This window comes from Streptomyces sp. KM273126 (assembly GCF_004337435.2).
GTDB classification, from domain to species: domain Bacteria; phylum Actinomycetota; class Actinomycetes; order Streptomycetales; family Streptomycetaceae; genus Streptomyces; species Streptomyces acidicola.
On the sequence record NZ_SJXB02000001.1, the window covers coordinates 5,356,573 to 5,379,978 of the forward strand.

Consider the following 23,406-nt stretch of genomic DNA (forward strand, 5'->3'; position numbering starts at 1 on the left):
CCCCACCGCGCCATGACGAACGAGGAGGACCTCCGTATGGGACAGCCGCAACAGCCCGACGAAGCCGAGGCAGGTGCCGCGACGCCGGCCACGGCCGGGGCGGCGGTCACGGCCGAGGCGGACACCGGGGCCGGGGACGGCGCGGACGCGACCGTCGCCAAGCCCTCGCTCGGCGTCGGCATGGTCGGCTACGCCTTCATGGGCGCCGCCCACTCCCAGGGCTGGCGCACCGCGGGGCGCGTCTTCGACCTGCCGAGCCGTCCGGTCCTCGCCGCGATCTGCGGCCGGGACGCGACCGCCGTACGCTCGGCGGCCGACCGGCACGGCTGGGCGGCGGCCGAGACCGACTGGCGGGCCCTGATCGAACGCGACGACGTCGATGTCGTCGACATCTGCACCCCCGGAGACAGCCACGCCGAGATAGCCCTGGCCGCGCTCGCCGCAGGCAAGCACGTACTGTGCGAGAAGCCCCTCGCGAACACCGTCGCGGAGGCCGAGGCGATGGCCGAGGCAGCCGAAGCGGCTTACGAACGCGGCCAGTTGGCGATGGTCGGCTTCAACTACCGCCGGGTGCCCGCCACCGCCCTGGCCCGGCGGATGGTGGCCGAGGGCCGGATCGGCACCCTGCGGCACGTGCGGGTGACGTACCTTCAGGACTGGCTGGTGGACCAGGAGTTCCCGCTCACCTGGCGGCTGCGCAAGGAGTCGGCCGGCTCCGGCTCGCTCGGCGACCTGGGCGCGCACATCGTGGACCTCGCGCAGTACCTGGCGGGGGAGCGGCTCGCCGGGGTGTCGGCGCTCACCGAGACGTTCGTACGGGAACGGCCGCTGCCCGTCGGCGCCACCAGCGGCCTGGCCGCCGTGTCGTCCGCCGGCACCGGGCCGGTCACCGTGGACGACGCGGCCCTGTTCACCGGCCGCTTCACCTCCGGCGCCCTCGCCTCCTTCGAGGCCACCCGGTACGCCACCGGACGCAAGAACGCCCTGCGCATCGAACTCAACGGTGAGCGCGGCTCCCTGGCCTTCGATCTGGAACGCCTCAACGAGCTCGCCTACCACGACGCCACGGAACCCGGAGAGCACGCCGGTTTCCGCCGCATCCTCGTCACCGAACCCGACCACCCCTACCTGGACGCCTGGTGGCCGCCGGGGCACGGTCTCGGTTACGAGCACAGCTTCATCCACCAGGCCCGCGACCTCGTCCACGCCATCGCCGAGGGCCGCCGCCCGGAGCCGTCCTTCGCCGACGGGCTCCAGGTCCAGCGGGTGCTCGCGGCGGTCGAGGAGAGTGCCGAGAAGAACTCCGTCTACACACCCATCGCGGTCTGAGGAGGGCCCAGAGCATGCCGCGCACCTTCACGCTCTTCACCGGCCAGTGGGCCGATCTGCCCCTGGAAGAGGTCTGCCGCCTCGCCCGCGACTTCGGTTACGACGGGCTCGAACTCGCCTGCTGGGGCGATCACTTCGAGGTCGACAAGGCGCTCGCGGACCCGTCGTACATCGCGTCGCGGCACCAGTTGCTCGACAAGTACGGCCTGAAGTGCTGGGCGATCTCCAACCACCTGGTCGGGCAGGCCGTCTGCGACGCCATCATCGACGAACGCCACCGGGCGATCCTGCCCGCCCGCATCTGGGGCGACGGCGAAGCCGAGGGCGTACGGCAGCGGGCCGCCGCCGAGATCGCCGACACCGCACGGGCCGCCGCGGCCTTCGGCGTCGACACCGTCATCGGCTTCACCGGCTCGGCGATCTGGCACCTGGTCGCCATGTTCCCGCCCGCACCCGAGTCCATGATCGAGCGTGGCTACGAGGACTTCGCGACGCGCTGGAACCCGATCCTCGACGTCTTCGACGCGCAGGGCGTGCGGTTCGCCCACGAGGTCCACCCCAGCGAGATCGCCTACGACTACTGGACCACACACCGAGCCCTGGAAGCCGTGGGCCACCGCCCCGCGTTCGGGCTGAACTTCGACCCCTCGCACTTCGTGTGGCAGGACCTCGACCCGGTCGGCTTCCTGTGGGACTTCCGCGACCGGATCTACCACGTCGACTGCAAGGAGGCCCGCAAGCGGCTCGACGGACGCAACGGCCGCCTCGGCTCCCACCTGCCGTGGGGCGACCCGCGACGCGGCTGGGACTTCGTCTCCGCCGGCCATGGTGACGTTCCCTGGGAGGACGTCTTCCGGATGCTGCGCTCCATCGACTACCAGGGCCCCGTCTCCGTCGAGTGGGAGGACGCCGGCATGGACCGGCTCCAGGGCGCTCCCGAAGCCCTGACCCGTCTCAAGGCGTTCGACTTCGAGCCGCCGACGGCCTCGTTCGACGCGGCGTTCGGCGGCAACGACTAGCACGTTCCCCGCAGGTGTCTCCGGGATGACGGCGCATCCCGGAGTACCGATCCCTCCGGGGATCCCTCCGGGGTGACGGCGCACCCCGGCGTATCGCACACACCCGTGCACCTCCGTACGACCAGCCCCTTCCTGGAGGCATTTCGTGCACCCGTACGACAACATCAGGGACAACACCAGTCGCACCAGACGACCGAAGTTCCGTGGGGCGGTGGCGCTGCTGAGCGGCCTGCTGCTCGCGGGCGCCTCCCTCTCCCTCACCGCACCCACGGCCGGCGCAGCCGTCGCCGATCAGGGAGCCGCCGCTCCGGCGGGCGCCGCCGCGGCCGAGGACTTCCAGCAGGTCACCCTCGCCAAGGGCGAACCCGAGGTCGGCGAGCCCATGTCGCTCGCCGTCCTGCCCGACCGCTCGGTCCTGCACACCTCGCGTGACGGCGAACTCCGCCTCACCGACGCCGCCGGCAACACCGAGCTCGCGGGCAAGCTCGACGTGTACTCGCACGACGAGGAAGGCCTTCAGGGCGTCGGCGTCGACCCCGGCTTCGCCGACAACCGCTTCATCTACCTCTACTACGCGCCCCCGCTTGACACCCCGGCGGGCGACGCACCCGAGACCGGCACCGCCGCCGACTTCGCACCCTTCGACGGCGTCAACCGGCTCTCCCGCTTCGTCCTGAAGACCGACGGCACCCTCGACACCGCCAGCGAGACGAAGGTCATCGACATCCCGGCGTCCCGCGGCCTGTGCTGCCACGTCGGCGGCGACATCGACTTCGACAAGGACGGCAACCTCTACCTGTCGACGGGCGACGACACCAACCCGTTCCAGTCGGACGGCTTCACCCCCATCGACGAGCGCGCGAACCGCAACCCGGCGTTCGACGCCCAGCGCACCTCGGGCAACACCAACGACCTGCGCGGCAAGATCCTGCGCATCAAGGTGAACGCCGACGGCTCGTACTCCATCCCCGACGGCAACCTCTTCGCGCCCGGCACGGACAAGACGCGCCCCGAGATCTACGCGATGGGCTTCCGCAACCCGTTCCGCTTCAGCGTCGACAAGGAGACGGGCATCGTCTACGTCGGCGACTACGGCCCCGACGCGGGCGCGGCGAAACCGGAGCGCGGCCCGTCCGGACAGGTCGAGTTCAACCGTGTGACGAAGGCCGGCAACTTCGGCTGGCCGTACTGCATCGGTGACAACGAACCCTTCGTCGACTACGACTTCGAGACCGGCGCCTCCGGCTCCGCCTTCGACTGCGCCGCCCCGAAGAACACCTCGCCGAACAACACCGGGCTGACCGAGCTTCCCCCGGTCCAGCCCGCCTGGATCCCCTACGACGGCGACTCCGTACCGGAGTTCGGCAGCGGCTCCGAGTCCCCGATGGGCGGCCCGGTCTACCGCTACGACGCCTCGCTCGACTCCCCGGTGAAGTTCCCGGAGGCCTACGACGGCGACTTCTTCGCCGGTGAGTTCGGTCGCCGCTGGATCAAGCGGATCACGTCGGACGCGGACGGAACCGTGCAGTCCATCAACCCCGTCCCGTGGAGCGGCACCCAGGTCATGGACATGGCCTTCGGGCCGGACGGCGCCCTGTACGTCCTCGACTACGGCGTCTCCTGGTTCGGCGGCGACGAGAACTCCGCCCTGTACCGCATAGAGAACGCCACCGACGGCTACTCGCCCGTCGCCCAGGCGTCAGCCGACCGTACCTCGGGACAGGCGGCGCTGAAGGTCCGCTTCTCCTCGGCCGGAACCTCGGACGCGGACGGCGACGCGCTCACCTACAGCTGGGACTTCGGCGACGGCGGCACCTCGACCGCGGCCAACCCCACGTACACGTACAAGAAGAACGGCACCTACACGGCGACCGTCACCGCCAAGGACACCGCCGGCCGCACCGGCAGCGCGAGCGTGCAGATCGTGGTCGGCAACACCGCGCCGAAGGTGACGCTGGAACTCCCCAAGGACGGGCAGTTGTTCAGCTTCGGTGACGCCGTGCCGTTCAAGGTGAAGGTGACCGACCCGGAGGACGGCACGTCGATCGACTGCTCGAAGGTGAAGGTCAGCTTCGTCCTCGGTCACGACAGCCACGGCCACCCGCTGACCTCGGCCAACGGCTGCTCCGGCACCATCCAGACCAGCGCCGACGGCGGCCATGACGAGGACGCCAACATCTTCGGGGTCCTCGACGCCGAGTACACCGACCTCGGCGGGGGCGGGCAGGCCCCGCTGACCACCCACGACCAGAGCGCCCTCCAGCCCAGGCATCGCCAGGCCGAGCACTTCAACGACTCCTCCGGCGTGACGGTCCAGTCGAAGGCCGGCGCGAACGGTGGCAAGACGGTCGGCGACATCTCGAACGGCGACTGGATCTCCTTCAAGCCGTATGTGCTGTCCAACGCCACGAAGATCACCGCGAGGATCGCGTCCGGCGGCGCGGGCGGCAAGCTGGAGGTCCGGGCGGGCTCCCCGACCGGCCGGGTGCTCGGCACCGCGACCGTGCCGGTGACCGGCGGCTGGGAGAACTTCCAGGACGTCAGCGCCGACCTGTCGCGGGCGCCGCGTGACACCACCACGCTCTACCTGGTCTTCAAGGGGAGCGGCAGCGGCGGCCTGTTCGACGTGGACGACTTCACCTTCACGACGGCGTCGGCATCCTCGTCGTCCTCGCCGTCTTCAGCGGACTGAGGGGGCTGCCATGAGAGCAAGTAAACGACTGGCGACGGCTGCGGTCGGTGCCGCGCTGCTGATCGGGTGCGTGTCGGGGCCGGCGGTGTCGCAGGGCTCGGGGACGGGCGCCGACACCGGTGCTGCCGCTCGCGCGGAGAGCCGGGTCCTGGTCTTCTCCAAGACCGGTGGCTTCCGCCACGACTCGATCCCCGAGGGTATCGCCGCCGTGAAGGAACTGGGCGCCGCCCACGGCTTCGCGGTCGACGCCACCGAGGACGCGGGCGCGTTCACCACGCGCAACCTCGACCGGTACGACGCCGTGGTGTTCCTGTCGACCACGGGTGACGTCCTGAACGAGGCCCAACAGGGCGCGTTCGAACGGTACATCCGGCGGGGCGGCGGTTACGTGGGCGTCCACGCGGCCGCCGACACCGAGTACGACTGGGCCTTCTACGGCGGGCTCGCCGGGGCGTACTTCCAGTCGCACCCGGCGATCCAGTCCGCCACGGTCGACGTGGAGGACCGGGCCCACCCCGCCACCGCGGGGCTGGAGGCCACCTGGAACCGCACGGACGAGTGGTACAACTACCGCTCCAACCCGCGCGAGAGGGCCCACGTCCTCGCCTCGCTCGACGAGTCCTCCTACACCGGCGGCACCATGAACGGCGACCACCCCATCGCCTGGTGCCAGGAGTACCAGGGCGGGCGCGCCTTCTACACCGGAGGCGGCCACACCAAGGAGTCGTACGCCGAGCCCGCCTTCCGGCAGCACCTGCTGGGCGGGATCCGGTGGGTGACCGGTGAGGCCCAGGCCGACTGCCGCCCGGAGAACGGCTACCAGTCGTTGTTCGACGGCACGACGGAGTCCCTGTCGGCGTGGCGGCAGGCGGGGCCGGGTTCGTTCGAGCTGAGCGACGACGGCACGCTGACGTCGTCGGGCGGCCTCGGCATGCTCTGGTACGCCGCTTCCGGCTTCGGGTCGTACTCGCTGAAACTCGACTGGAAGATGGCCAGTGCATCCGGCGACGACAACTCGGGTGTGTTCGTGGGCTTCCCGGCCTCCGACGACCCGTGGTCGGCTGTGAACAACGGCTATGAGATCCAGATCGACGCCACCGACGTACCCGAGCGCACCACCGGCTCGGTGTACAGCTTCCGGTCCGCCGACATCAAGAAGCGCGACCGTGCGCTGAACCCGCCGGGGGAGTGGAACACGTACGAGATCCGCGTCGAGGGCGAACGGCTCCGCATCTGGCTCAACGGCGTGAAGATCAACGATTTCACCAACACTGATCCGGTCCGGAGCCTGCGGGACGGTCATGTCGGCATCCAGAACCACGGTGCCGAGGACCGGGTGTCCTTCCGCGACATCCGGATCAAGGAACTGCCCGCACGGACCGCGGCCTCCGCGGCTCCGTCACCGGGCGACTGAACGGCGGCGGGCGGGGGACGCCGGACTCCCGCCCGCCGTCTCTCCCTCACCCGAGTTTTCGCCGAGGTGCGCGTACGACCAGGAGGCCGCTCATGACTGTGTCCCCGTCCGTGTCCCCGTCTGTGTCCCCTTCCGTGTCTCGTTCGGAGCCCCGGGTGGGGGTCTGGCTGATCGGAGCGCGTGGTTCCGTCGCCACCACCGTCGTCGCGGGGTGCGCGGCCGTGACAGCGGGCCTGAACGCCCCGACGGGCATGGTCACCGAGACCCCGCTCTTCGCCGGCACCGGCCTGCCTGCCCTGTCGTCACTGGTCTTCGGCGGCCACGACACCGTGGACTGCCCGCTGCCGAAACGCGCGGAGGCCCTGGCCGCGGGAGGCGTCCTGCCGCACGGCCTGCCCTCGGCGATCTCCTCCGAACTGACCACGGCCGACCGCGAGATACGCCCCGGCGGCCCGCTGCCGGGCGACACCCGTGAGCCGGCCGACCTGATAGACGCCTTCTCCACGGACATCCGTGACTTCGTACGACGTCACGAACTCGCCCGGGCCGTCGTGGTGAACGTGGCCTCCACGGAACCCGCGACCACCGGCTCCGCCCTCCCCCCGAGCTCGCTGTACGCGGCGGCCGCCCTGCGCGCGGGCTGCCCGTACGTCAACTTCACCCCTTCGACGGGTCTGCACCACCCGGCACTCGCCTCGCTCGCCGCCGCCTCCGGCCTGCCGTACGCGGGCCGGGACGGCAAGACCGGCCAGACGCTGCTGCGCTCGGTCCTGGGCCCGATGTTCGCCCAGCGCGCCCTGACGGTCCGCGCCTGGTCCGGTACGAACCTCCTCGGCGGCGGAGACGGCGCCGCCCTCGCCGACCCGGCCGCCGCCGCGGCGAAGAACGCCGGCAAGGAACGCGTGCTGGCGGACACCCTGGGCCGGGCACCGGAGGGCGAGACCCACATCGACGACGTCCCCGCCCTCGGCGACTGGAAGACCGCGTGGGACCACATCGCCTTCGACGGCTTCCTCGGCACCCGCATGATCCTCCAGACCACCTGGCAGGGCTGCGACTCGACGCTGGCCGCCCCGCTGGTCCTCGACCTGGCCCGCCTCACCTCCCGGGCCCACGAAGCAGGCCTGACGGGCCCTCTCACCGACCTCGGCTTCTACTTCAAGGACCCCGTGGGCGACGGCCCGTCGGCCCTGGGAGAGCAGTACGCGGCCCTGGCGGACTTCGCGGGGCGGTTGCGGGAGCTCCGAGGGGAGGGGGACACGCGATGACGAGGACCAGGACGGGGACCGGACCGAGGAGCGGTATGAGGACCGGGCCCACGACAGAGGCAAAGACGAAGCCGAAGCTGAACACGAAGGTGAAGCCGAAGCTGAACACGAAGGTGAACACGAAGGTGAAGGTGAAGGCGCGGGCCTGGGCGGAACTGCTGCGCCTGCCCGCCCTGTTCACCGTCCCCGGCGATGCCCTCGCGGGCGCGGCCGCCGCGGGGGCCGCCCTCCCGAACGCCCGCACCCTGCTCGCCATCGGCTCCTCCCTCTGCCTGTACGAGGCGGGCATGGCCCTGAACGACTGGGCCGACCACGCCGAGGACGCCGTCGAACGCCCGCACCGCCCCCTGCCCTCAGGCCGCGTGCGCCCCGCTTCGGCACTCGCCGCGGCGGGCGCGCTCACCGCCGCCGGCCTGGCCCTGGCCGCCCGCGCCGGCCGCCCCGCCCTCACCGTCGCCGTCCCCCTGGCGGCCACCGTCTGGTCATACGACCTCACCTTGAAACGCACCCCGGCCGGCCCCCTGGCGATGGGCGCTGCCCGCACACTCGACGTCCTCCTGGGCGCAGCCGCCACCACCGGTACCACCCGCGCCGCCCTCCCCTCCGCCCTGGCCCTCGGCGCCCACACGTTCGCGGTGACCACGGTGTCCCGCCACGAGACACAGGGCGGCTCCGCCCTGGCCCCACTGGCAGGCCTGGCAACGACGGGGATACTGGCCTGGCGACTGACCCGTGGACACACGACAGGGCGTCGCACCGCAGGCCCCAGTCCTTCGGCCGAAGCCTCTGTTCCGGGCCCGGGTCTGAAGCCGGGCCGGACAGCCGACGCGGCAGGCTCCGCCCGCCTCAACTTGACCAACCTGCCCGTCCCGACCAACCTGCCCGGCTCCGCCACCCTGCCCAGCCCGACGGCGGCCCTGCACACCGCTCTCACTATTACCTACGCAGCGACCACCGCCCGCCCCCTCTTCCACGCCACCCTGAACCCGTCACCCCCGCTCACCCAACGCGCCGTCGGCTCCGGCATCCGCGCCCTCATCCCCCTCCAGGCCGCCCTCACGGCCCGCGCGGGCGCCTCAGGTGTGGCCCTGTTGACCGCCGCCCTCGCCCCGGCCGCACGCAGCTTCGCGAGGAAGGTGAGCGTCACATGACCGCCTCCGACCAGCACATGAGCCGTCCCCTCCGCTTCGGCTACGGCACCAACGGTCTCGCCGACCTCCGCCTCGACGACGCCCTCGCCCTGCTCGCCGACCTCGGCTACGACGGCGTCGGTCTGACGCTCGACCATATGCACCTCGACCCGCTCGCCCCGGACCTCACCGCCCGCACCGCGCGGGTCGCCCGCAGGCTGGCGGCGCTCGGGCTGAGCGTCACCGTGGAGACCGGCGCCCGCTATGTCCTCGACCCCCGCCGCAAACACGGCCCTTCCCTCCTGGACGCGGACCCCGACGACCGCGCCCGGCGTGTCGACCTGCTCCTCCGCGCGGTGCGGGTCGCCGCCGACCTCGGCGCCCACGCCGTGCACTGCTTCAGCGGCATCACCCCGGCAGGCACGGACACGGCCACCGCCTGGAAACTTCTGTCAGAGGCGCTCACCCCCGTCCTGGACGCCGCCACCGAAGCCGGGGTTCCCCTCGCGGTGGAACCCGAACCCGGCCACCTCCTCGCCACCCTCGCCGACTTCCACCACCTGCGTGAAGTACTGGGCAGCCCGGACGCGCTGGGGCTCACGCTCGACATCGGCCACTGCCAGTGCCTGGAACCTCTGCCACCGGCCGACTGCGTCCGTGCCGCCGCCCCCTGGCTGCGCCACATCCAGATCGAGGACATGCGCCGCGGCGTCCACGACCACCTCCCTTTCGGCGACGGCGAGATCGACTTCCCTCCCGTACTCGAAGCCCTCGCCGCCACCGGCTACCAGGGCCTGACCGTCGTCGAACTGCCCCGCCACTCCCACGCGGGCCCTCACTTCGCCCAGCAGTCCCTCCCTTTCCTCCGCCACGCCGCTCTGCCCTCCGTACCCCTGCCGGGCGAGTCCACCGCCGCCCCCGAAGGGAGAACCCCGTGAACGACCGCATCCCGGGCGCCCCCGCGGCGGGCAGCACCCTCGCCCTCGCCCCGTTCGACGAGCTGCGCACCTGCGTCAGCAGCCACCTCGACACCGCCGCCCGAGCCTGGTTCGACCGGGCCCTCGACGAGGCTGCCGCCCGGCCGGGGCTCCACGGGCCCATCTCCGTCTGGGAGTTGCGCCTCGCCGAGGCGGGCCGACGGTGCGGTCCCGAGCACGCCGACGCCGTACGCATCCTCATCCTCCGCGCGGCCCGTGCCGACGCGGACACCCTCACCCGCGTCTACCGGCAGGGCACCGCCGCCGAACGCCGTGCCGTCCTGTACGCCCTGCCCCACCTCGTGCCCGGCCCGGACGCCGTGCCGATCGTGGAGGACGCCCTGCGCACCAACGACACCCGCCTGGTCGCCGCCGCGCTCGGCCCGTACGCCGCCCGGCACCTTGACGCCCACAACTGGCGGCACGGCGTCCTGAAGTGCCTGTTCACCGGCGTCCCCGTCGACGAGGTGGCAGACCTGGCCCACAGAGCCCGCGCCGACGCCGAACTCGCCCGCATGCTCAGCGACTACGCGGACGAACGCAGCGCCGCGGGCCGTCCCGTACCCGAGGACCTCTACCGAGTCCTGGCCCTGACCGAGCCGGCGTCCGGGGGTGAGCACCCGCCCGGGCCCGAGCCCGCGTCCGGGCGAGCGTCCGGGCCCGCGACCGACGTGCCCACCGCTCCGGAGCCGTCCCCCCACCCCGGCACCCCGTCCGGCAAGGAGTCCTGATGCGCATCTTCGACCCGCACATCCACATGACGTCACGGACCACCGACGACTACGAGGCCATGTACGCCGCGGGCGTCCGCGCCGTGGTCGAACCCTCCTTCTGGCTCGGTCAGCCCCGCACCTCTCCCGTCACCTTCCTCGACTACTTCGACTCCCTCCTCGGCTGGGAACCCTTTCGTGCCGCCCAGTACGGCATCGCCCACCACTGCACCCTCGCCCTCAACCCCAAGGAGGCGAACGACCCCCGGTGCGTTCCGGTCCTCGACGAACTGCCCCGCTATCTCGTCAAGGACCACGTCGTGGCCGTCGGTGAGATCGGCTACGACTCGATGACCCCCGCCGAGGACACCGCCTTCGCGACCCAGCTCCAGCTCGCCGCCGACCACGAACTGCCGGCCCTCGTCCACACCCCGCACCGCGACAAGCTCGTCGGCCTGCGCCGCACCCTCGACGTCGTCCGCGAGTCCTCGCTGGCCGTGGACCGGGTGCTGGTCGACCACCTCAACGAGACCACCGTCAAGGAGGCCAAGGACAGCGGCTGCTGGCTCGGCTTCTCCGTCTATCCCGACACCAAGATGGACGAGGACCGGATGGTCGCGATCCTCAAGGAGTACGGCCCTGACAAGGTGCTCGTGAACTCGGCCGCGGACTGGGGGCGAAGCGATCCCCTCAAGACGCGCAGGGTCGGTGATGCCATGCTCGCGAGCGGCTTCGGCGACGACGACGTCGACCGCGTGCTGTGGCGCAACCCTGTCGCCTTCTACGGGCTCAGCGGACGCCTCGACCTCGACGTCGCGGGCACGGCCGCCACCCACGAAGGCAACTCCGTCCTGCGCGGCGGTGAGTGAGCGATGCGCTTCCGCCACCCCGACGGCTCCACCGTCCACCTCGCCTACTGCACCAACGTCCACCCCGCCGAGACCCTCGACGGCGTTCTCGCCCAGCTCCGCGACCACTGCGAACCCGTGCGCCGCAGGCTCGGCCGCGACCGCCTCGGCATCGGGCTGTGGCTCGCGAAGGATGCCGCCCACGCCCTCGTCACCGACCCGTCCGCCCTGCGCGGGCTGCGCACCGAACTCGACCGCCGCGGCCTTGAGGTTGTCACCCTCAACGGCTTCCCCTATGAGGGATTCGGCGCCGAAGAGGTCAAGTACCGCGTCTACAAGCCGGACTGGGCCGACCCGGAACGCCTCGACCACACCACGGCCCTGGCCCGCGTCCTCGCGGGGCTCCTCCCCGACGACGCCATCGAGGGCACCATCTCGACCCTGCCGCTGGCCTGGCACACCGCGTATGACGACGACCGTGCCGCCCGCGCCCACGAAGCACTGACCACCCTCGCCGAACGCCTTGACGCCCTGTACGAGCTGACCGGCCGTTCCATCCGCGTCGGCCTGGAACCCGAACCCGGATGCACCGTCGAGACCACCGCCGACGCCATCGGCCCGCTCACCGCGATCGGACACGATCGCATCGGTATCTGCGTCGACACCTGCCACCTCGCCACCTCCTTCGAAGATCCGCACACCGCGATGGACGCCCTCACCCGCGCCCACGTCCCCATCGTGAAGTCCCAGCTGTCAGCCGCCCTGCACGCCGAACACCCCCATCTCCCCGACGTCCGTGAGGCACTCGCCGCCTTCGACGAGCCCCGCTTCCTGCACCAGACCCGCACCTCCCCCGCTCTCAACTCCGTTCGAGCGGGAGGGACCCCCATCTCCGCGGGACTGCGCGGCACCGACGACCTGGGTGAGGCCCTCACGGGCGACGCCCTGCCCGACGCCTCGCCGTGGCGTGCCCACTTCCACGTCCCGCTGCACGCGGCTCCCGCCGCGCCCCTCACCTCCACCCTCCCCGAACTCCGCACCGCCCTGACCCGCCTCGTGGGCGGCGCCCATCCACTCACCCGGCATCTGGAGGTGGAGACCTACACCTGGCAGGCCCTTCCACCCGAGCTGCGCCCTCGCGGCCGCGCTCAGCTCGCCGAGGGCATCGCCGCCGAACTCGCCCTCGCCCGTGACCTGTTGACGGACCTCGGCCTCAAGGAGCTGCCGTGACCCCTCACCCCGAAGCGGGGCCCACTCCTCTCCTCGTCCTGGACGTCGTCGGCCTCACCCCGCGGCTCCTCGACCACATGCCCCACCTCAAGACCCTCGGCCAGTCCGGCTCCCGTGCCCACCTCGGCACCGTCCTGCCCGCCGTCACCTGCGCCGCCCAGTCCACGTTCCTGACCGGCACGTTCCCCGCCGAGCACGGCATCGTCGGCAATGGCTGGTACTTCCGCGAGCTCGGCGACGTCCTTCTCTGGCGCCAGCACAACGGCCTCGTCGCCGGGGACAAGCTGTGGGACGCCGCCCGCCGCGCCCACCCCGGCTACACGGTCGCCAATATCTGCTGGTGGTACGCCATGGGCGCGGACACCGACATCACTGTCACCCCCCGTCCGATCTACTACTCCGACGGCCGCAAGGAACCCGACTGCTACACCCGGCCCCCGGCCCTGCACGACGAACTCACGGCGAAACTCGGCACGTTCCCGCTTTTCCACTTCTGGGGGCCCGGCGCCGGTCTCGACTCCAGCCGCTGGATCATCGACGCGACCCGCCACATCATCCGCACCCGGCACCCGGATCTGACTCTCTGCTACCTCCCTCATCTCGACTACGACCTGCAGCGCTACGGCCCCGACGACCCGCGCTCCCTGAAAGCGGCCACCGACCTGGACACCGCGCTCGCCCCTCTCCTCGACGACGCCCGCGCGGAGGGCCGTACCGTCGTCGCGCTGTCCGAGTACGGCATCACCCGTGTGAGCCGTCCCGTCGACATCAACCGCGCACTGCGCCGTGCCGGCCTCCTCGAAGTGCACACGCAGGACGGCATGGAGTACCTCGACCCGATGGCCTCCCGTGCCTTCGCGGTCGCCGACCACCAGATCGCCCACGTCTACGTACGCCGCCCCGAGGACCTGGAGGCGACCAGGGCAGCACTCGCCGACCTGCCCGGCATCGAGCAACTCCTCGACGACGAGGGCAAGAAGACCCACCACCTGGACCACCCGCGCTCCGGCGAACTCGTCGCCGTCGCGGAGCCGGACGCCTGGTTCACGTACTACTACTGGCTCGACGACGCCCGCGCGCCCGACTTCGCACAGCTCGTCGAGATCCACCGCAAACCCGGCTACGACCCGGTCGAGTTGTTCATGGATCCGCTCGACCCCTACGTAAAACTCAAGGCGGCCACGGCACTCGCCCGCAAGAAACTCGGCATGCGCTACCGCATGGCGGTCGTGCCCCTGGACCCGTCACCTATTCGCGGCAGCCACGGCCGCCTTCCCCTGAGCGACGACGACGGTCCGCTCATCATCTGCTCCACCCCCCGCGCTGTCGACGGCCGCCTCGCGGCCACCGATGTGAAACCACTGCTGCTCCACCTCGCCGGTCTCGACTGATCGGCGCCGACGGGCACGCCATGGCCCGCGGTCCCACCCGACCGGTCTCTTCCGACTGATCACAAGTGAAGCACTCACCACTGACAACGCCCCACAACACCGAGGAGTTCCAGGCATGAGCCGCTTGATCCGCTCCAGCAGCACGGCTGCCACCAGCAAGGACCACGATCCCGAACTTTCCCACCGCCTGAGCCGAAGAGGCATGCTCGGCGTGGCCGCGGGCGCCACGGCCGCCGCTCTCCTGGGTACGGCCGCGTCTCCCGCCTCGGCCGCCACTTCTGTCACGGCCGGGGCCGCGGGCCGGGGCCGTCCCGTCCTGCCGCCCGGGCGGCTCGGCATCCAGCTGTACAGCCTGCGGGACAAGGTCTCCACGCTCGGTTTCGCGCCTGTCTTCGCCGAACTGGAGAAGTACGGGTACGACGAGGTCGAGTTCGCCGGCTACACGCAGGGCTCCGCGGGTCCCATCACGCTCGCCCAGCTCAAGCGCCTGGCCCGCAACCACGGCCTGAACCCGATCGGCAGCCACGTCGGCTACTACTCCAGCGACCCCAACGCGTACACGTTCGCGCAGAATCTGGACAAGGTCCTCGACGACGCCCAGGCCCTCGGCCTGAAGCACATCGGTACCGCTTCCGGCCCGTTCCGCTACGGCTCGACCGTCGACGCGTGGAAGCGCGCCGCCGAGGAGTTCAACACCTACGGAGCGGCGGCCAGGGCACGGGGCATGAAGTTCTACCAGCACAACCACTCCGAAGAGTTCTCCTTCGCCACCGACAACCCCAAGGTCCGCCTCTACGACGTGCTGCTCGCCGAGACCGACCCCGACCTGGTCTACTTGGAGATGGACATCTACTGGGCCTATGTCGCCCAGTTCCGTTTCTCCAAGCGGCCCGACGGCACCGCCGCTCCCTTCGAGCCCATCGACTACGTCCTCAAGCAGCCGGACCGCTACCCGCTCTTCCACGTCAAGGACGGCGAGAGCGACCCGTCCAACCCCTACGGCTACCGCATGGTCGACGTCGGCGACGGCGACATCGACTACCAGCGATTCATCTCGGCGGTCACCCGCCTCCAGGGGCACCGCCTCGCCCACCACTGGCAGGCCGAGCACGACAACCCCACCGACTCGCTCTCCTTCGCCCGCCGCTCCAGCGCGCACCTGCACTCGCTGAGGGAGAACTGCTGACGGCACCACCGGCATAACAGAGGGTCACCCGGCACGGCAGGGAGTCATCCGGCACGGCAGGTGTACCCGGCACACACGAAGCGGCCGTCCAGTGGTATGGGGCCACTGGACGGCCGCTTCATGCCTGGAGCGTCAGGTGGTCGCGTCCGCGGTCCGCCGGAACACCCCTCCCTTCGTGGGACCGCCCGGCTGTCGCAGCAGCAGGGAGAGACCGGCGGCGACCAGGGACACCACCCCGGCCGTCGTGTACGCGCCCACAAAGCCCCACGCGCCGATGACCACGGCGCCCAGGCCGCCGCCGAAGAGACCGCTGACGAGCTTGGCGCTGTAGACCATGCCGTAGTTGGAGGCGTTGTTGTTCTCGCCGAAGTAGTCGGGGACGAGTGCGGCGAACAAGGGGTAGAACGCGCCTCCGCCGAAGCCGGAGAGGAACGCGAAACCCAGGAAGAGCGGTTCGTTGCGGATCTCGCCCGCCCACAGCACCCCGAACTGGGCCACCGCGAGGACGAGACAGACGTACGTGAGCGTCGTGCGCCGGCCGAGCCGGTCGGACAGCCAGCCGACGACGCCCCGGCCCGTGCCGTTGATGACGGACATCACGCCCATGGAGGACGCAGCGACCAGCGGACCGAAACCCATTTCCTTGGCGAACGGCACCTGAAAGGAGATACCGAAGATGGACACGCCCGCACAGCACAGCATGCAGAACCACATGAGCGGGACGACGCCGGTCCGCAGCGCCTCGCCCGGCGTGTACTGGCGCGAGGCAGGCGGGTTCTTGGCCAGTGCGGCGGACGACTTGGCGTCACCCGCCCGGTTCAGCGGGTCCACCTGCTCCGGCCACCAGTTCTTCGGCGGGTCCTTGAAGAACAGCCCCGACACCAGGGTGACCGCCAGCACGTAGAACCCGACGAGGTCCAGCACCGTACGGTAGTTGGATGTGTTGAAGCCATACGAGAACAGGAAAATGAATGGCACGGCCCCATACGCGAACGCGCCGTTCACCAGCCCTGTCTTGCCGCCCCTGCGCTCCGGATACCACTTGCCGACCATGTTCACGCAGGTCGAGTAGATCAGTCCGGAACCGAGCCCGCCCAGAACACCGAAGCCCAGCAGGGCCGTCCCGACGTTCGGCGCGTGACTCAGGCTCACAAAACCGATCAGCGAGCAGAACGATCCCGTGACCATCGCGGCCCGACTGCTGAGGATGCCCTTCTCACGGAGCTTTCCGGCGGGGAAGGAGACCCCCGCCTGGAAGAAGATCCACACGCTCAGCACCCAGAAGGTGTTGGTCGAGGACCAGTGGTGGGCCCGGGAGAGGGTGTCCTCGGCGGCCCCGAAGGCGTACTCGAAGACGCTGATGGCGAGCATGGCCGCCCACGGCAGGGCCACCATCGTCCACCTCGGCAGCCCGAGGATCTGCCGGTCCGATTCTCCAACTCGGTAGACGCGCCCCCTGAGGTCGGTGATTTCGCGGTACTGCGTACTGTCGGTCGTACCTCGGGCGAGGGGCTCGGCCGTCATGTCCGGTCCCCCTGCCCTGTCTGACCAACGGTCATGTCAGGCCATCTCCTCACCCAGAGGCTGCGGGTTGGGCGCGATGCCCCGGGTACGCGGCCTGTCCGGTGACTTCAGGAACAGCGCGAGGACGGCCGATGCGAGACCGATGGAGCCGGCCAGCACGAACGCGCCCTCGTAGTCCCAGGCGCTCACCACGACCGCGCCCATGCCGGAGCCCACGAGACCGGAGATGAGCTTCGAGCTGTAGACCATGCCGTAGTTGGAGGCGTTGTTGTTCTCACCGAAGTAGTCCGCCGTCATGGCCGCGAACAGCGGGAAGATCGCGCCGCCGCCGAACCCGGACACCATGGAGCAGAACAGGAAGAACGGCATACTGCCCATCTGGCCGGAGACGAGCACACCGAACTGGGCGGTGCCCAGCACGACGCACACGATGATCAGAGTGTTGCGCCGACCGAAGCGGTCGGAGATCCAGCCGATCACACCGCGTCCCGTGCCGTTGACGATGGCCTTCAGGGACATCGCCGTGGCCACGATTCCGCCCGCGAAGCCCATGTCCTTGCCGAACGGCACCTGGAAGGCGATACCGAAGATGTTGATTCCGGCCGTGCACAGCAGACAGAACCACATCATCCACAGGACGGGTGTGCGGGCTGCCTCCCTCGGGGTGTACTGCTTCACCGCCGGAGGGTTCTTCTCCAGGGCCCGCCGGATCTTCGGGTCGTCGGTCTGCTTCAGCGGGTCGACGTGCGGCGGCCACCAGTTCTTCGGCGGGTCCTTGAAGAACCACCCCGCGAAGGCCACGACGGCGCAGCAGATGAGCCCCACCATCACCAGGACGCCCTGGTAGTTGCTGAGGTCCATGTACGAGGTGAACAGGAACACGAAGGGCACCGAGCCGTAGGCGAAGCCGCCGTTGACCATGCCGGTTTTGCCGCCCTTGCGCTCCGGATACCACTTGCCGACCATGTTCACGCAGGTCGCGTAGACGAGGCCGGCGCCGATGCCGCTGAACATGCCGAAGCCGATGTACGCGACGAGCACGTTCGGCGCGTACGCCAGCGACACATAGCCGCAGATGGTGCCGAACGCGCCGAGCATCATCGCGTACCGTGCCGGCAGCTTGCCGCTCTCGCGCAACTGCCCCGCCGGGAAGGCGACGGCGGCCTGGAAGAACACCCAGACGCCCATCAGCCAGAAGATGTGCCCACTGTTCCACAGGTGGGCCTCGCTCAGGGTCTCCTCGGCGGAGGTGAACGCGTACTCCGAGGAACTGATGCCCAGCATTCCCATCCAGGGGAAGAGCACCATGGTCCAGCGTGGTCGCCCCATGATGTCCCGGTCGGTCTCACCGATGCGGTACAGGCGGCCGTTGCGGTCCGTCACCTCCCTGTAAGGGACGGACGTCGTCAGGTCGGTGGTTGTCATATCGCGAAAGCACCCCTTGCGTCGAAAGTTCTGGCCAGCGCCCCCTGTCCAATGCCTTTCGTGTGCGCTTGGGTCCTGGGGCGGCCGACGCGCACCGTCGGCCGCCCCGCGCTAACTCACCTCATTTACCGCCTCCCGACACTCCTGATATCGGCCCTCGGCGGCCCCTGCCGATCACAGCAGGCCCGCCGCCCGCGCCCACCGGTACTTCGCGCCGAGCACGGCCACCGGCTTCTCGGTCGTGTACGGGTACGCCACGACCCCTCGCTCGAAGAGGTACTGGCACGCCTCCTCGACCTCCACGTCGCCCGCGAGTGACGCCACCACGGGCTTGCTGATGCCGCGCTCGCGGAATTCGGCCACCACGCGCGCGGTGAGCTCGGCGAAGACCATGGGAGGGGTCACGATGGTGTGCCAGTAGCCGAGGACGAGCGCGTGGATGCGCGGGTCCTCAAGCCCCAGCCGGATCGTCGCCTCATACGTCGACGGCGGCTCGCCCCCGGTGATGTCCACGGGGTTGCCCGCGGCCCCGAAGGGCGGGATGAACTTCCTGAAGGACTCGTCCAGGTCCGGCGGGATCTCCATCAGGGAGAGCCCGTTGTCGGTGACCGCGTCGGACAGCAGGACGCCGCTGCCGCCGGCGCCCGTGATGATCACGACGTTGTCGCCCTGCGGCGCCGGAAGCACCGGCAACGCGCGCGCGTACTCCAGCATTTCGTTCAGCCCGGGCGCCCGGATGACACCGGCCTGCTTCAGGATGTCGTCGTACACGGCGTCGTCGCCGGCCAGCGCGCCCGTGTGCGAGCCCGCCGCCTTCGCTCCGGCCGCCGTACGGCCAGCCTTCAGGACCACGACCGGCTTCTTCGGCACGGTGGCCCGCGCCGCCTCGACGAAGGCGCGCCCGTCCTTGAGGTCCTCCAGGTGCATGGCGATGCACTGGGTGTTCGGGTCCTCACCGAACCAGGTGAGCAGGTCGTCCTCGTCCAGGTCGGACTTGTTGCCGAGCCCGACGATCGCCGACACGCCCGTCTTCGTGGTGCGCGCGAAGCCCAGGATGGCCATTCCGATGCCACCGGACTGCGAGGTCAGCGCGACACCGCCCTTGACGTCGTACGGGGTGCAGAACGTGGCGCACAGGTCCTGCCAGGTCGAGTAGTAGCCGTAGATGTTCGGTCCGAGCAGCCGGGTGCCGTGCCGCTCGGCGATCGCCACGATCTCGGCCTGCAACTCGTGCTCGCCGGTCTCCGCGAACCCGGAGGGGATCAGTACGGCGTTGGGGATCTTCTTGCGTCCCACCTCCTCCAGGGCCGAGGCCACGAACTTGGCGGGGATCGCGAAGACCGCCACATCCACCTCACCGGGAACATCCGTGACACTCTTGTACGCCTTGCGGCCCAGAATGTCATCGGCCTTGGGGTTCACCGGATGGATCTCCCCGGAGAAGCCGCCGTCGATGAGGTTGCGCATCACCGAGTTGCCGATCTTGCCCTGCTCGTTGGAGGCGCCGATCACGGCGACCGAGGAGGGCTGCATAAGGCGACGCATGGAGATGAGGATCTCCTCGCGCGTGTAGGTGCGCCGTGGCGTCGGCACCGAGTCCGCGAGGATCACGCGGATGTCCGCAGCGACCGCGCCCTCCGGAGTGGCGATCACCGGGTTGAGGTCCACCTCGGCGATCTCCGGGAAGTCCGCGACGAGTTCGGAGACCCGGCGGATCTGTTCGGCGATCGCCCACCGGTCCACGGCCGCGCTGCCGCGCACCCCGTGCAGGATCTCCGCCGAGCGGATCGAGTCCAGCATCGACAGGGCCTCGTCGGTGGACACGGGAGCCAGCCGGAAGGTCACGTCCTTGAGGACCTCGACCAGCACCCCGCCGAGTCCGAAGGCCACGACCTTCCCGAACGTCGGATCGGTGACCGCCCCGACGATGACCTCCTGCCCCTGGGGCAGCAGTTCCTGGACCTGCACGCCCTCGATGCGCGCCTGCGGGTCGTACGCCCGTGCGTTCTCGACGATCTTGTGGAAGGCGGCCCGCACGTCGGCGGAACCCTCCACCCCGACGATCACGCCGCCCGCGTCGGTCTTGTGCAGGATGTCGGGCGAGACGATCTTCATGACGACCGGCCCGCCGAAGCGCGCTGCGTACGCCACCGCCTCGTCGACGTCCCTCGCCAGCTCCTCACCCGGAACGGCGATCCCGTACGCGTCGGCGATCACCTTGCCCTCGGGCGCGGTGAGTGCGCTGCGGCCCTCGGCCCGTACGGCGTCGAGGAGCGTACGCACCCTCAGCACCCGGTCTTCGGCCATCAATTCAGATCACTCCGTTCGACTTGAGCATGCGCAGCTCCTCGTCGCCGAGGCCGAGCTCGCCGACGAAGACCTCTTCGTTGTGCTCGCCGAGCAGCGGCGAACTGGTCACGTCCACGGGGGAGTCGGAGAGCTTCAGCGGACTGCCCACGGTCACGAACTCGCCCCGCTCGGGGTGCGGCACCTTGACGACCATCTCGTTGTCGGCCAGTGACGGGTCCTCGATGATCTCCTTGGTGGACAGGATCGGCCCGCACGGGATGTTGTGGGCGTTGAGCTTCTCCAGCACCTCCCACTTGGGGAGCGTGGACGACCACTCCTCGATCAGTTGGAACATCTTGTTCAGCTTCGGCAGCCGGGCCTCGGGGGTCGACCACTCGGGGTCGTCGGCCAGCTCGGGCCGGCCGATGAGCTCGCTGACCGGCTTCCAGCCGACGGGCTGCACGATGACGTACACGTAGTCGTTCGGGCCGCCCGGCGCGCACTTGACCGCCCAGCCGGGCTGGCCGCCACCGGAGGCGTTTCCCGAGCGGGGAACTTCCGTGCCGAAGTCCTCGTTGGGATATTCAGCGAGCGGGCCATGGGCCAGGCGCTGCTGATCGCGCAGCTTCACCCGGCAGAGGTTGAGCACGGCGTGCTGCATGGCCACATTGACCCGCTGACCGCGCCCGGTGTTCTCCCGCTGGAACAGCGCCGCGAGAATCCCCGCCACGGCGTGGATGCCCGTGCCCGAGTCTCCGATCTGGGCCCCCGTCGCCAGCGGCGGCCCGTCCTCGAACCCGGTGGTCGACATCGACCCGCCCATGGCCTGCGCGACGACCTCGTACGCCTTGAAGTTGGTGTACGGGCCGTCGCCGAACCCCTTGATGGAGGCATAGACGATCCGCGGATTGATCTCCTGGATGCGGTCCCAGGTGAACCCCATGCGGTCGACCGCGCCCGGTCCGAAGTTCTCGACCATGACGTCGGAACGCCGGATCAGCTCGGTGAGAAGTTCTTTGCCGCGCTCGGTCTTGGTGTTGAGGGTGATGCTCCGCTTGTTGCAGTTGAGCATCGTGAAGTAGAGGGAGTCGACGTCCGGGAGGTCACGCAGCTGCTTGCGCGTGATGTCACCGGTCGGCGCTTCCAGCTTCACGACGTCCGCGCCGAGCCACGCGAGCAGCTGGGTCGCGGACGGCCCGGACTGGACATGCGTCATGTCCAGGACGCGGATGCCTTCGAGGGCCTTGGTTCCTGTCATCGGGGGCACCTCACTTGTACATCGTCTGGTTCATGGTTCCGGGGGCGTACGCGTCCGGGTCGACCCAGACGTTGATCAGCGACGGCTTACCGGACTCGCGGGCGCGGCGGAGCGCGGGGCCGATGTCGGCGGGGTCACGGACCTCCTCGCCGTAACCGCCCAGAATCTGCGCGAACTTGTCGTACTGGACGTCACCGAGGGTGTTGCCGACCCGCTCGCGCTCCTCGCCGTACTTGGCCTTCTGGCCGTAGCGGATCTGGTTCATGGAGGAGTTGTTGCCGACGATGCCGACGAAGGGGAGGTTGTAGCGGACGAGGGTCTCGAAGTCCCAGCCGGTGAGGGAGAAGGCGCCGTCACCGAAGAGGGCGACCACTTCCTTGTCGGGCCGCGCCTGCTTGGCCGCGAGCACGAAGGGGACGCCGACGCCGAGGGTGCCCAGGGGGCCCGGGTCCATCCAGTGGCCGGGCGACTTGGGCTGCACGACCTGACCGGAGAAGGTGACGATGTCGCCGCCGTCGCCGATGTAGATGGAGTCCTCGGTGAGGAAGTCGTTGATCTCACTGACCAGCCGGTACGGGTGGATGGGTGAGGCCTCCGACTTGAGGCTGGGCAGCCGCTTCTCGATGGCCGTCTGCTCGGCGGCGCGCAGCTCGTCGAGCCACTCCTTGCGCTTCGACGCGCCCCCGTTGCTGTATCCATTGAGAGCGTGCCCGGAGACGGCCTCGGTCACCGACTTCAGGACCAGTCCGGCGTCGCCCACGATCCCGAGGTCGATGTCGCGGTTCTTGCCGACGGTCCGGTAGTCGAGGTCGATCTGTACGACGGTCGCGTCCTGCGAGAGCCGCTTGCCGTAGCCCATGCGGAAGTCGAAGGGCGTGCCGACGATGACGATGACGTCGGCGTTCGAGAAGGCGTACCGGCGGGAGAGCTGGAAGTGGTGCGGGTCCCCGGGCGGGAGGGTGCCGCGGCCGGCGCCGTTCATGTACGCGGGGATGTTGAGGGTCCGTACGAGGTCGATGGCCTCCTCGGTGCCACGGGTCGTCCACACCTGGCTGCCCAGCAGGATGGCGGGCTTCTCGGCGTGCACGAGCAGGTCGGCGAGCTTCTCGATGGCCTCGGGGTCGCCGGCCGAGCGGGTGGAGGCGCGGTAGGCACCGGCCTTCGGCACACGCGCCTTCTCCGCGGGCACCTTGGCGTCCAGTACGTCGCGCGGGATCTCCAGGAAGGAGGGGCCGGGCGCGCCGTGGTAGCACTCGCGGAAGGCCATCGACACCATGTCCGCCGCGCGCGCCGTGTCCGGCACGGTCGCCGCGAACTTGGTGATCGGGGTCATCATGTCGACGTGCGGGAGGTCCTGCAGGGACCCCATCTTGTGCTGGGTGAGGGCTCCCTGGCCGCCGATCAGCAGCATCGGCGACTCCGCGCGGAAGGCGTTGGCGACACCGGTCACGGCGTCGGTCGTCCCGGGGCCCGCGGTGACGACGGCACAGCCGGGCTTGCCGGTGATGCGTGCGTAGCCGTCGGCGGCGTGGGCGGCGACCTGCTCGTGGCGTACGTCGACGACCTCTATGCCTTCGTCGACGCAGCCGTCGTAGATGTCGATGATGTGGCCGCCGCACAAGGTGTAGATGACCTCCACACCCTCCGCTTTGAGTGCCTTGGCGACCAGGTGCCCACCGGAGATGAGGTTCTGGCCGTTGTCGTCGGGCATAGCGA

Annotated in this window: 17 protein-coding genes; 12 read left to right on the top strand and 5 right to left on the bottom strand. The window is 70.0% G+C overall.

Features of this window, described 5'->3' with window-relative positions:
* Positions 1-36: 36 nt before the first annotated feature.
* The 12 genes from E0500_RS22865 (at position 37) to E0500_RS22920 (ending at position 15,194) form a co-directional block, all read left to right on the top strand.
* Positions 37-1,329, top strand: coding sequence for a Gfo/Idh/MocA family protein (locus tag E0500_RS22865; protein ID WP_131572315.1), 1,293 nt, complete (start codon positions 37-39; stop codon positions 1,327-1,329).
* A 14-nt stretch (positions 1,330-1,343) separates the two neighbouring features.
* Positions 1,344-2,348, top strand: coding sequence for a sugar phosphate isomerase/epimerase (locus E0500_RS22870; RefSeq protein WP_181587098.1), 1,005 nt, complete (start codon positions 1,344-1,346; stop codon positions 2,346-2,348).
* A 145-nt stretch (positions 2,349-2,493) separates the two neighbouring features.
* Complete coding sequence (locus E0500_RS22875) at positions 2,494-5,040, top strand: PQQ-dependent sugar dehydrogenase (protein ID WP_131570246.1); 2,547 nt, start codon at positions 2,494-2,496, stop codon at positions 5,038-5,040.
* A 10-nt stretch (positions 5,041-5,050) separates the two neighbouring features.
* The gene (locus tag E0500_RS22880) at positions 5,051-6,454 is read left to right on the top strand and encodes a ThuA domain-containing protein (RefSeq protein WP_131570248.1); all 1,404 of its coding nucleotides are present in this window, start codon (positions 5,051-5,053) and stop codon (positions 6,452-6,454) included.
* A gap of 92 nt (positions 6,455-6,546) precedes the next feature.
* Positions 6,547-7,722, top strand: coding sequence for an inositol-3-phosphate synthase (locus E0500_RS22885; protein WP_131570250.1), 1,176 nt, complete (start codon positions 6,547-6,549; stop codon positions 7,720-7,722).
* A gap of 35 nt (positions 7,723-7,757) precedes the next feature.
* On the top strand, positions 7,758-8,873 hold the full coding sequence (locus E0500_RS22890; protein ID WP_181587099.1) for an SCO3242 family prenyltransferase: 1,116 nt from the start codon (positions 7,758-7,760) through the stop codon (positions 8,871-8,873).
* Positions 8,870-9,790 (top strand): sugar phosphate isomerase/epimerase, encoded by a 921-nt coding sequence (locus tag E0500_RS22895; RefSeq protein WP_131570254.1) that lies wholly within the window; start codon positions 8,870-8,872, stop codon positions 9,788-9,790. Before E0500_RS22890 ends, E0500_RS22895 begins: the two co-directional genes overlap by 4 nt.
* On the top strand, positions 9,787-10,560 hold the full coding sequence (locus E0500_RS22900) for an EboA domain-containing protein (protein WP_181587100.1): 774 nt from the start codon (positions 9,787-9,789) through the stop codon (positions 10,558-10,560). Before E0500_RS22895 ends, E0500_RS22900 begins: the two co-directional genes overlap by 4 nt.
* On the top strand, positions 10,560-11,408 hold the full coding sequence (locus E0500_RS22905; protein WP_131570256.1) for a TatD family hydrolase: 849 nt from the start codon (positions 10,560-10,562) through the stop codon (positions 11,406-11,408). Before E0500_RS22900 ends, E0500_RS22905 begins: the two co-directional genes overlap by 1 nt.
* A gap of 3 nt (positions 11,409-11,411) precedes the next feature.
* Positions 11,412-12,617, top strand: coding sequence for a metabolite traffic protein EboE (gene eboE, locus E0500_RS22910; protein ID WP_131570258.1), 1,206 nt, complete (start codon positions 11,412-11,414; stop codon positions 12,615-12,617).
* A complete protein-coding gene (locus E0500_RS22915) occupies positions 12,614-14,008 on the top strand; it encodes a nucleotide pyrophosphatase/phosphodiesterase family protein (protein ID WP_131570260.1) in 1,395 nt (464 codons plus the stop codon). Before eboE ends, E0500_RS22915 begins: the two co-directional genes overlap by 4 nt.
* Before the next feature lie 115 nt (positions 14,009-14,123).
* Positions 14,124-15,194, top strand: a complete 1,071-nt coding sequence (locus E0500_RS22920; protein ID WP_181587101.1) for a sugar phosphate isomerase/epimerase — start codon at positions 14,124-14,126, stop codon at positions 15,192-15,194.
* Between the two features lie 132 nt (positions 15,195-15,326).
* Here E0500_RS22920 and E0500_RS22925 read toward each other — a convergent pair whose 3' ends face one another.
* The 5 genes from E0500_RS22925 to E0500_RS22945 all read right to left on the bottom strand — a co-directional run bounded on the left by E0500_RS22925 (position 15,327) and on the right by E0500_RS22945 (position 23,401).
* Positions 15,327-16,718 carry an OFA family MFS transporter gene (locus tag E0500_RS22925; protein WP_131571967.1) on the bottom strand — a complete coding sequence of 464 codons (1,392 nt, stop codon included), beginning with the start codon at positions 16,716-16,718 and terminating at the stop codon, positions 15,327-15,329.
* Positions 16,719-16,754: 36 nt separating this feature from the next.
* Entirely contained in the window at positions 16,755-18,143 is a 1,389-nt protein-coding gene (locus E0500_RS22930) for an OFA family MFS transporter (RefSeq protein WP_131571968.1), read from the bottom strand.
* A 174-nt stretch (positions 18,144-18,317) separates the two neighbouring features.
* Positions 18,318-20,450 (bottom strand): acetate--CoA ligase family protein, encoded by a 2,133-nt coding sequence (locus E0500_RS22935; protein WP_131571969.1) that lies wholly within the window; start codon positions 20,448-20,450, stop codon positions 18,318-18,320.
* 4 nt (positions 20,451-20,454) lie between these two features.
* A complete protein-coding gene (gene frc / locus E0500_RS22940) occupies positions 20,455-21,690 on the bottom strand; it encodes a formyl-CoA transferase (RefSeq protein ID WP_181587102.1) in 1,236 nt (411 codons plus the stop codon).
* Positions 21,691-21,700: 10 nt separating this feature from the next.
* Entirely contained in the window at positions 21,701-23,401 is a 1,701-nt protein-coding gene (locus E0500_RS22945) for a thiamine pyrophosphate-binding protein (RefSeq protein WP_131567988.1), read from the bottom strand.
* Positions 23,402-23,406 lie beyond the last annotated feature (5 nt).

Excerpts from the sequence above, each read along its gene's own strand:
- E0500_RS22865 (WP_131572315.1), top strand. The coding sequence starts at position 37 with ATGGGACAGCCGCAACAGCCCGACGAAGCCGAGGCAGGTGCCGCGACG.
- E0500_RS22870 (WP_181587098.1), top strand. The coding sequence starts at position 1,344 with ATGCCGCGCACCTTCACGCTCTTCACCGGCCAGTGGGCCGATCTGCCC.
- E0500_RS22880 (WP_131570248.1), top strand. The coding sequence starts at position 5,051 with ATGAGAGCAAGTAAACGACTGGCGACGGCTGCGGTCGGTGCCGCGCTG.
- E0500_RS22885 (WP_131570250.1), top strand. The coding sequence starts at position 6,547 with ATGACTGTGTCCCCGTCCGTGTCCCCGTCTGTGTCCCCTTCCGTGTCT.
- E0500_RS22890 (WP_181587099.1), top strand. The coding sequence starts at position 7,758 with ATGAGGACCGGGCCCACGACAGAGGCAAAGACGAAGCCGAAGCTGAAC.
- E0500_RS22895 (WP_131570254.1), top strand. The coding sequence starts at position 8,870 with ATGACCGCCTCCGACCAGCACATGAGCCGTCCCCTCCGCTTCGGCTAC.
- E0500_RS22905 (WP_131570256.1), top strand. The coding sequence starts at position 10,560 with ATGCGCATCTTCGACCCGCACATCCACATGACGTCACGGACCACCGAC.
- eboE (WP_131570258.1), top strand. The coding sequence starts at position 11,412 with ATGCGCTTCCGCCACCCCGACGGCTCCACCGTCCACCTCGCCTACTGC.
- E0500_RS22920 (WP_181587101.1), top strand. The coding sequence starts at position 14,124 with ATGAGCCGCTTGATCCGCTCCAGCAGCACGGCTGCCACCAGCAAGGAC.
- E0500_RS22925 (WP_131571967.1), bottom strand. The coding sequence starts at position 16,718 with ATGACGGCCGAGCCCCTCGCCCGAGGTACGACCGACAGTACGCAGTAC.
- E0500_RS22930 (WP_131571968.1), bottom strand. The coding sequence starts at position 18,143 with ATGACAACCACCGACCTGACGACGTCCGTCCCTTACAGGGAGGTGACG.
- E0500_RS22935 (WP_131571969.1), bottom strand. The coding sequence starts at position 20,450 with ATGGCCGAAGACCGGGTGCTGAGGGTGCGTACGCTCCTCGACGCCGTA.
- frc (WP_181587102.1), bottom strand. The coding sequence starts at position 21,690 with ATGACAGGAACCAAGGCCCTCGAAGGCATCCGCGTCCTGGACATGACG.
- E0500_RS22945 (WP_131567988.1), bottom strand. The coding sequence starts at position 23,401 with ATGCCCGACGACAACGGCCAGAACCTCATCTCCGGTGGGCACCTGGTC.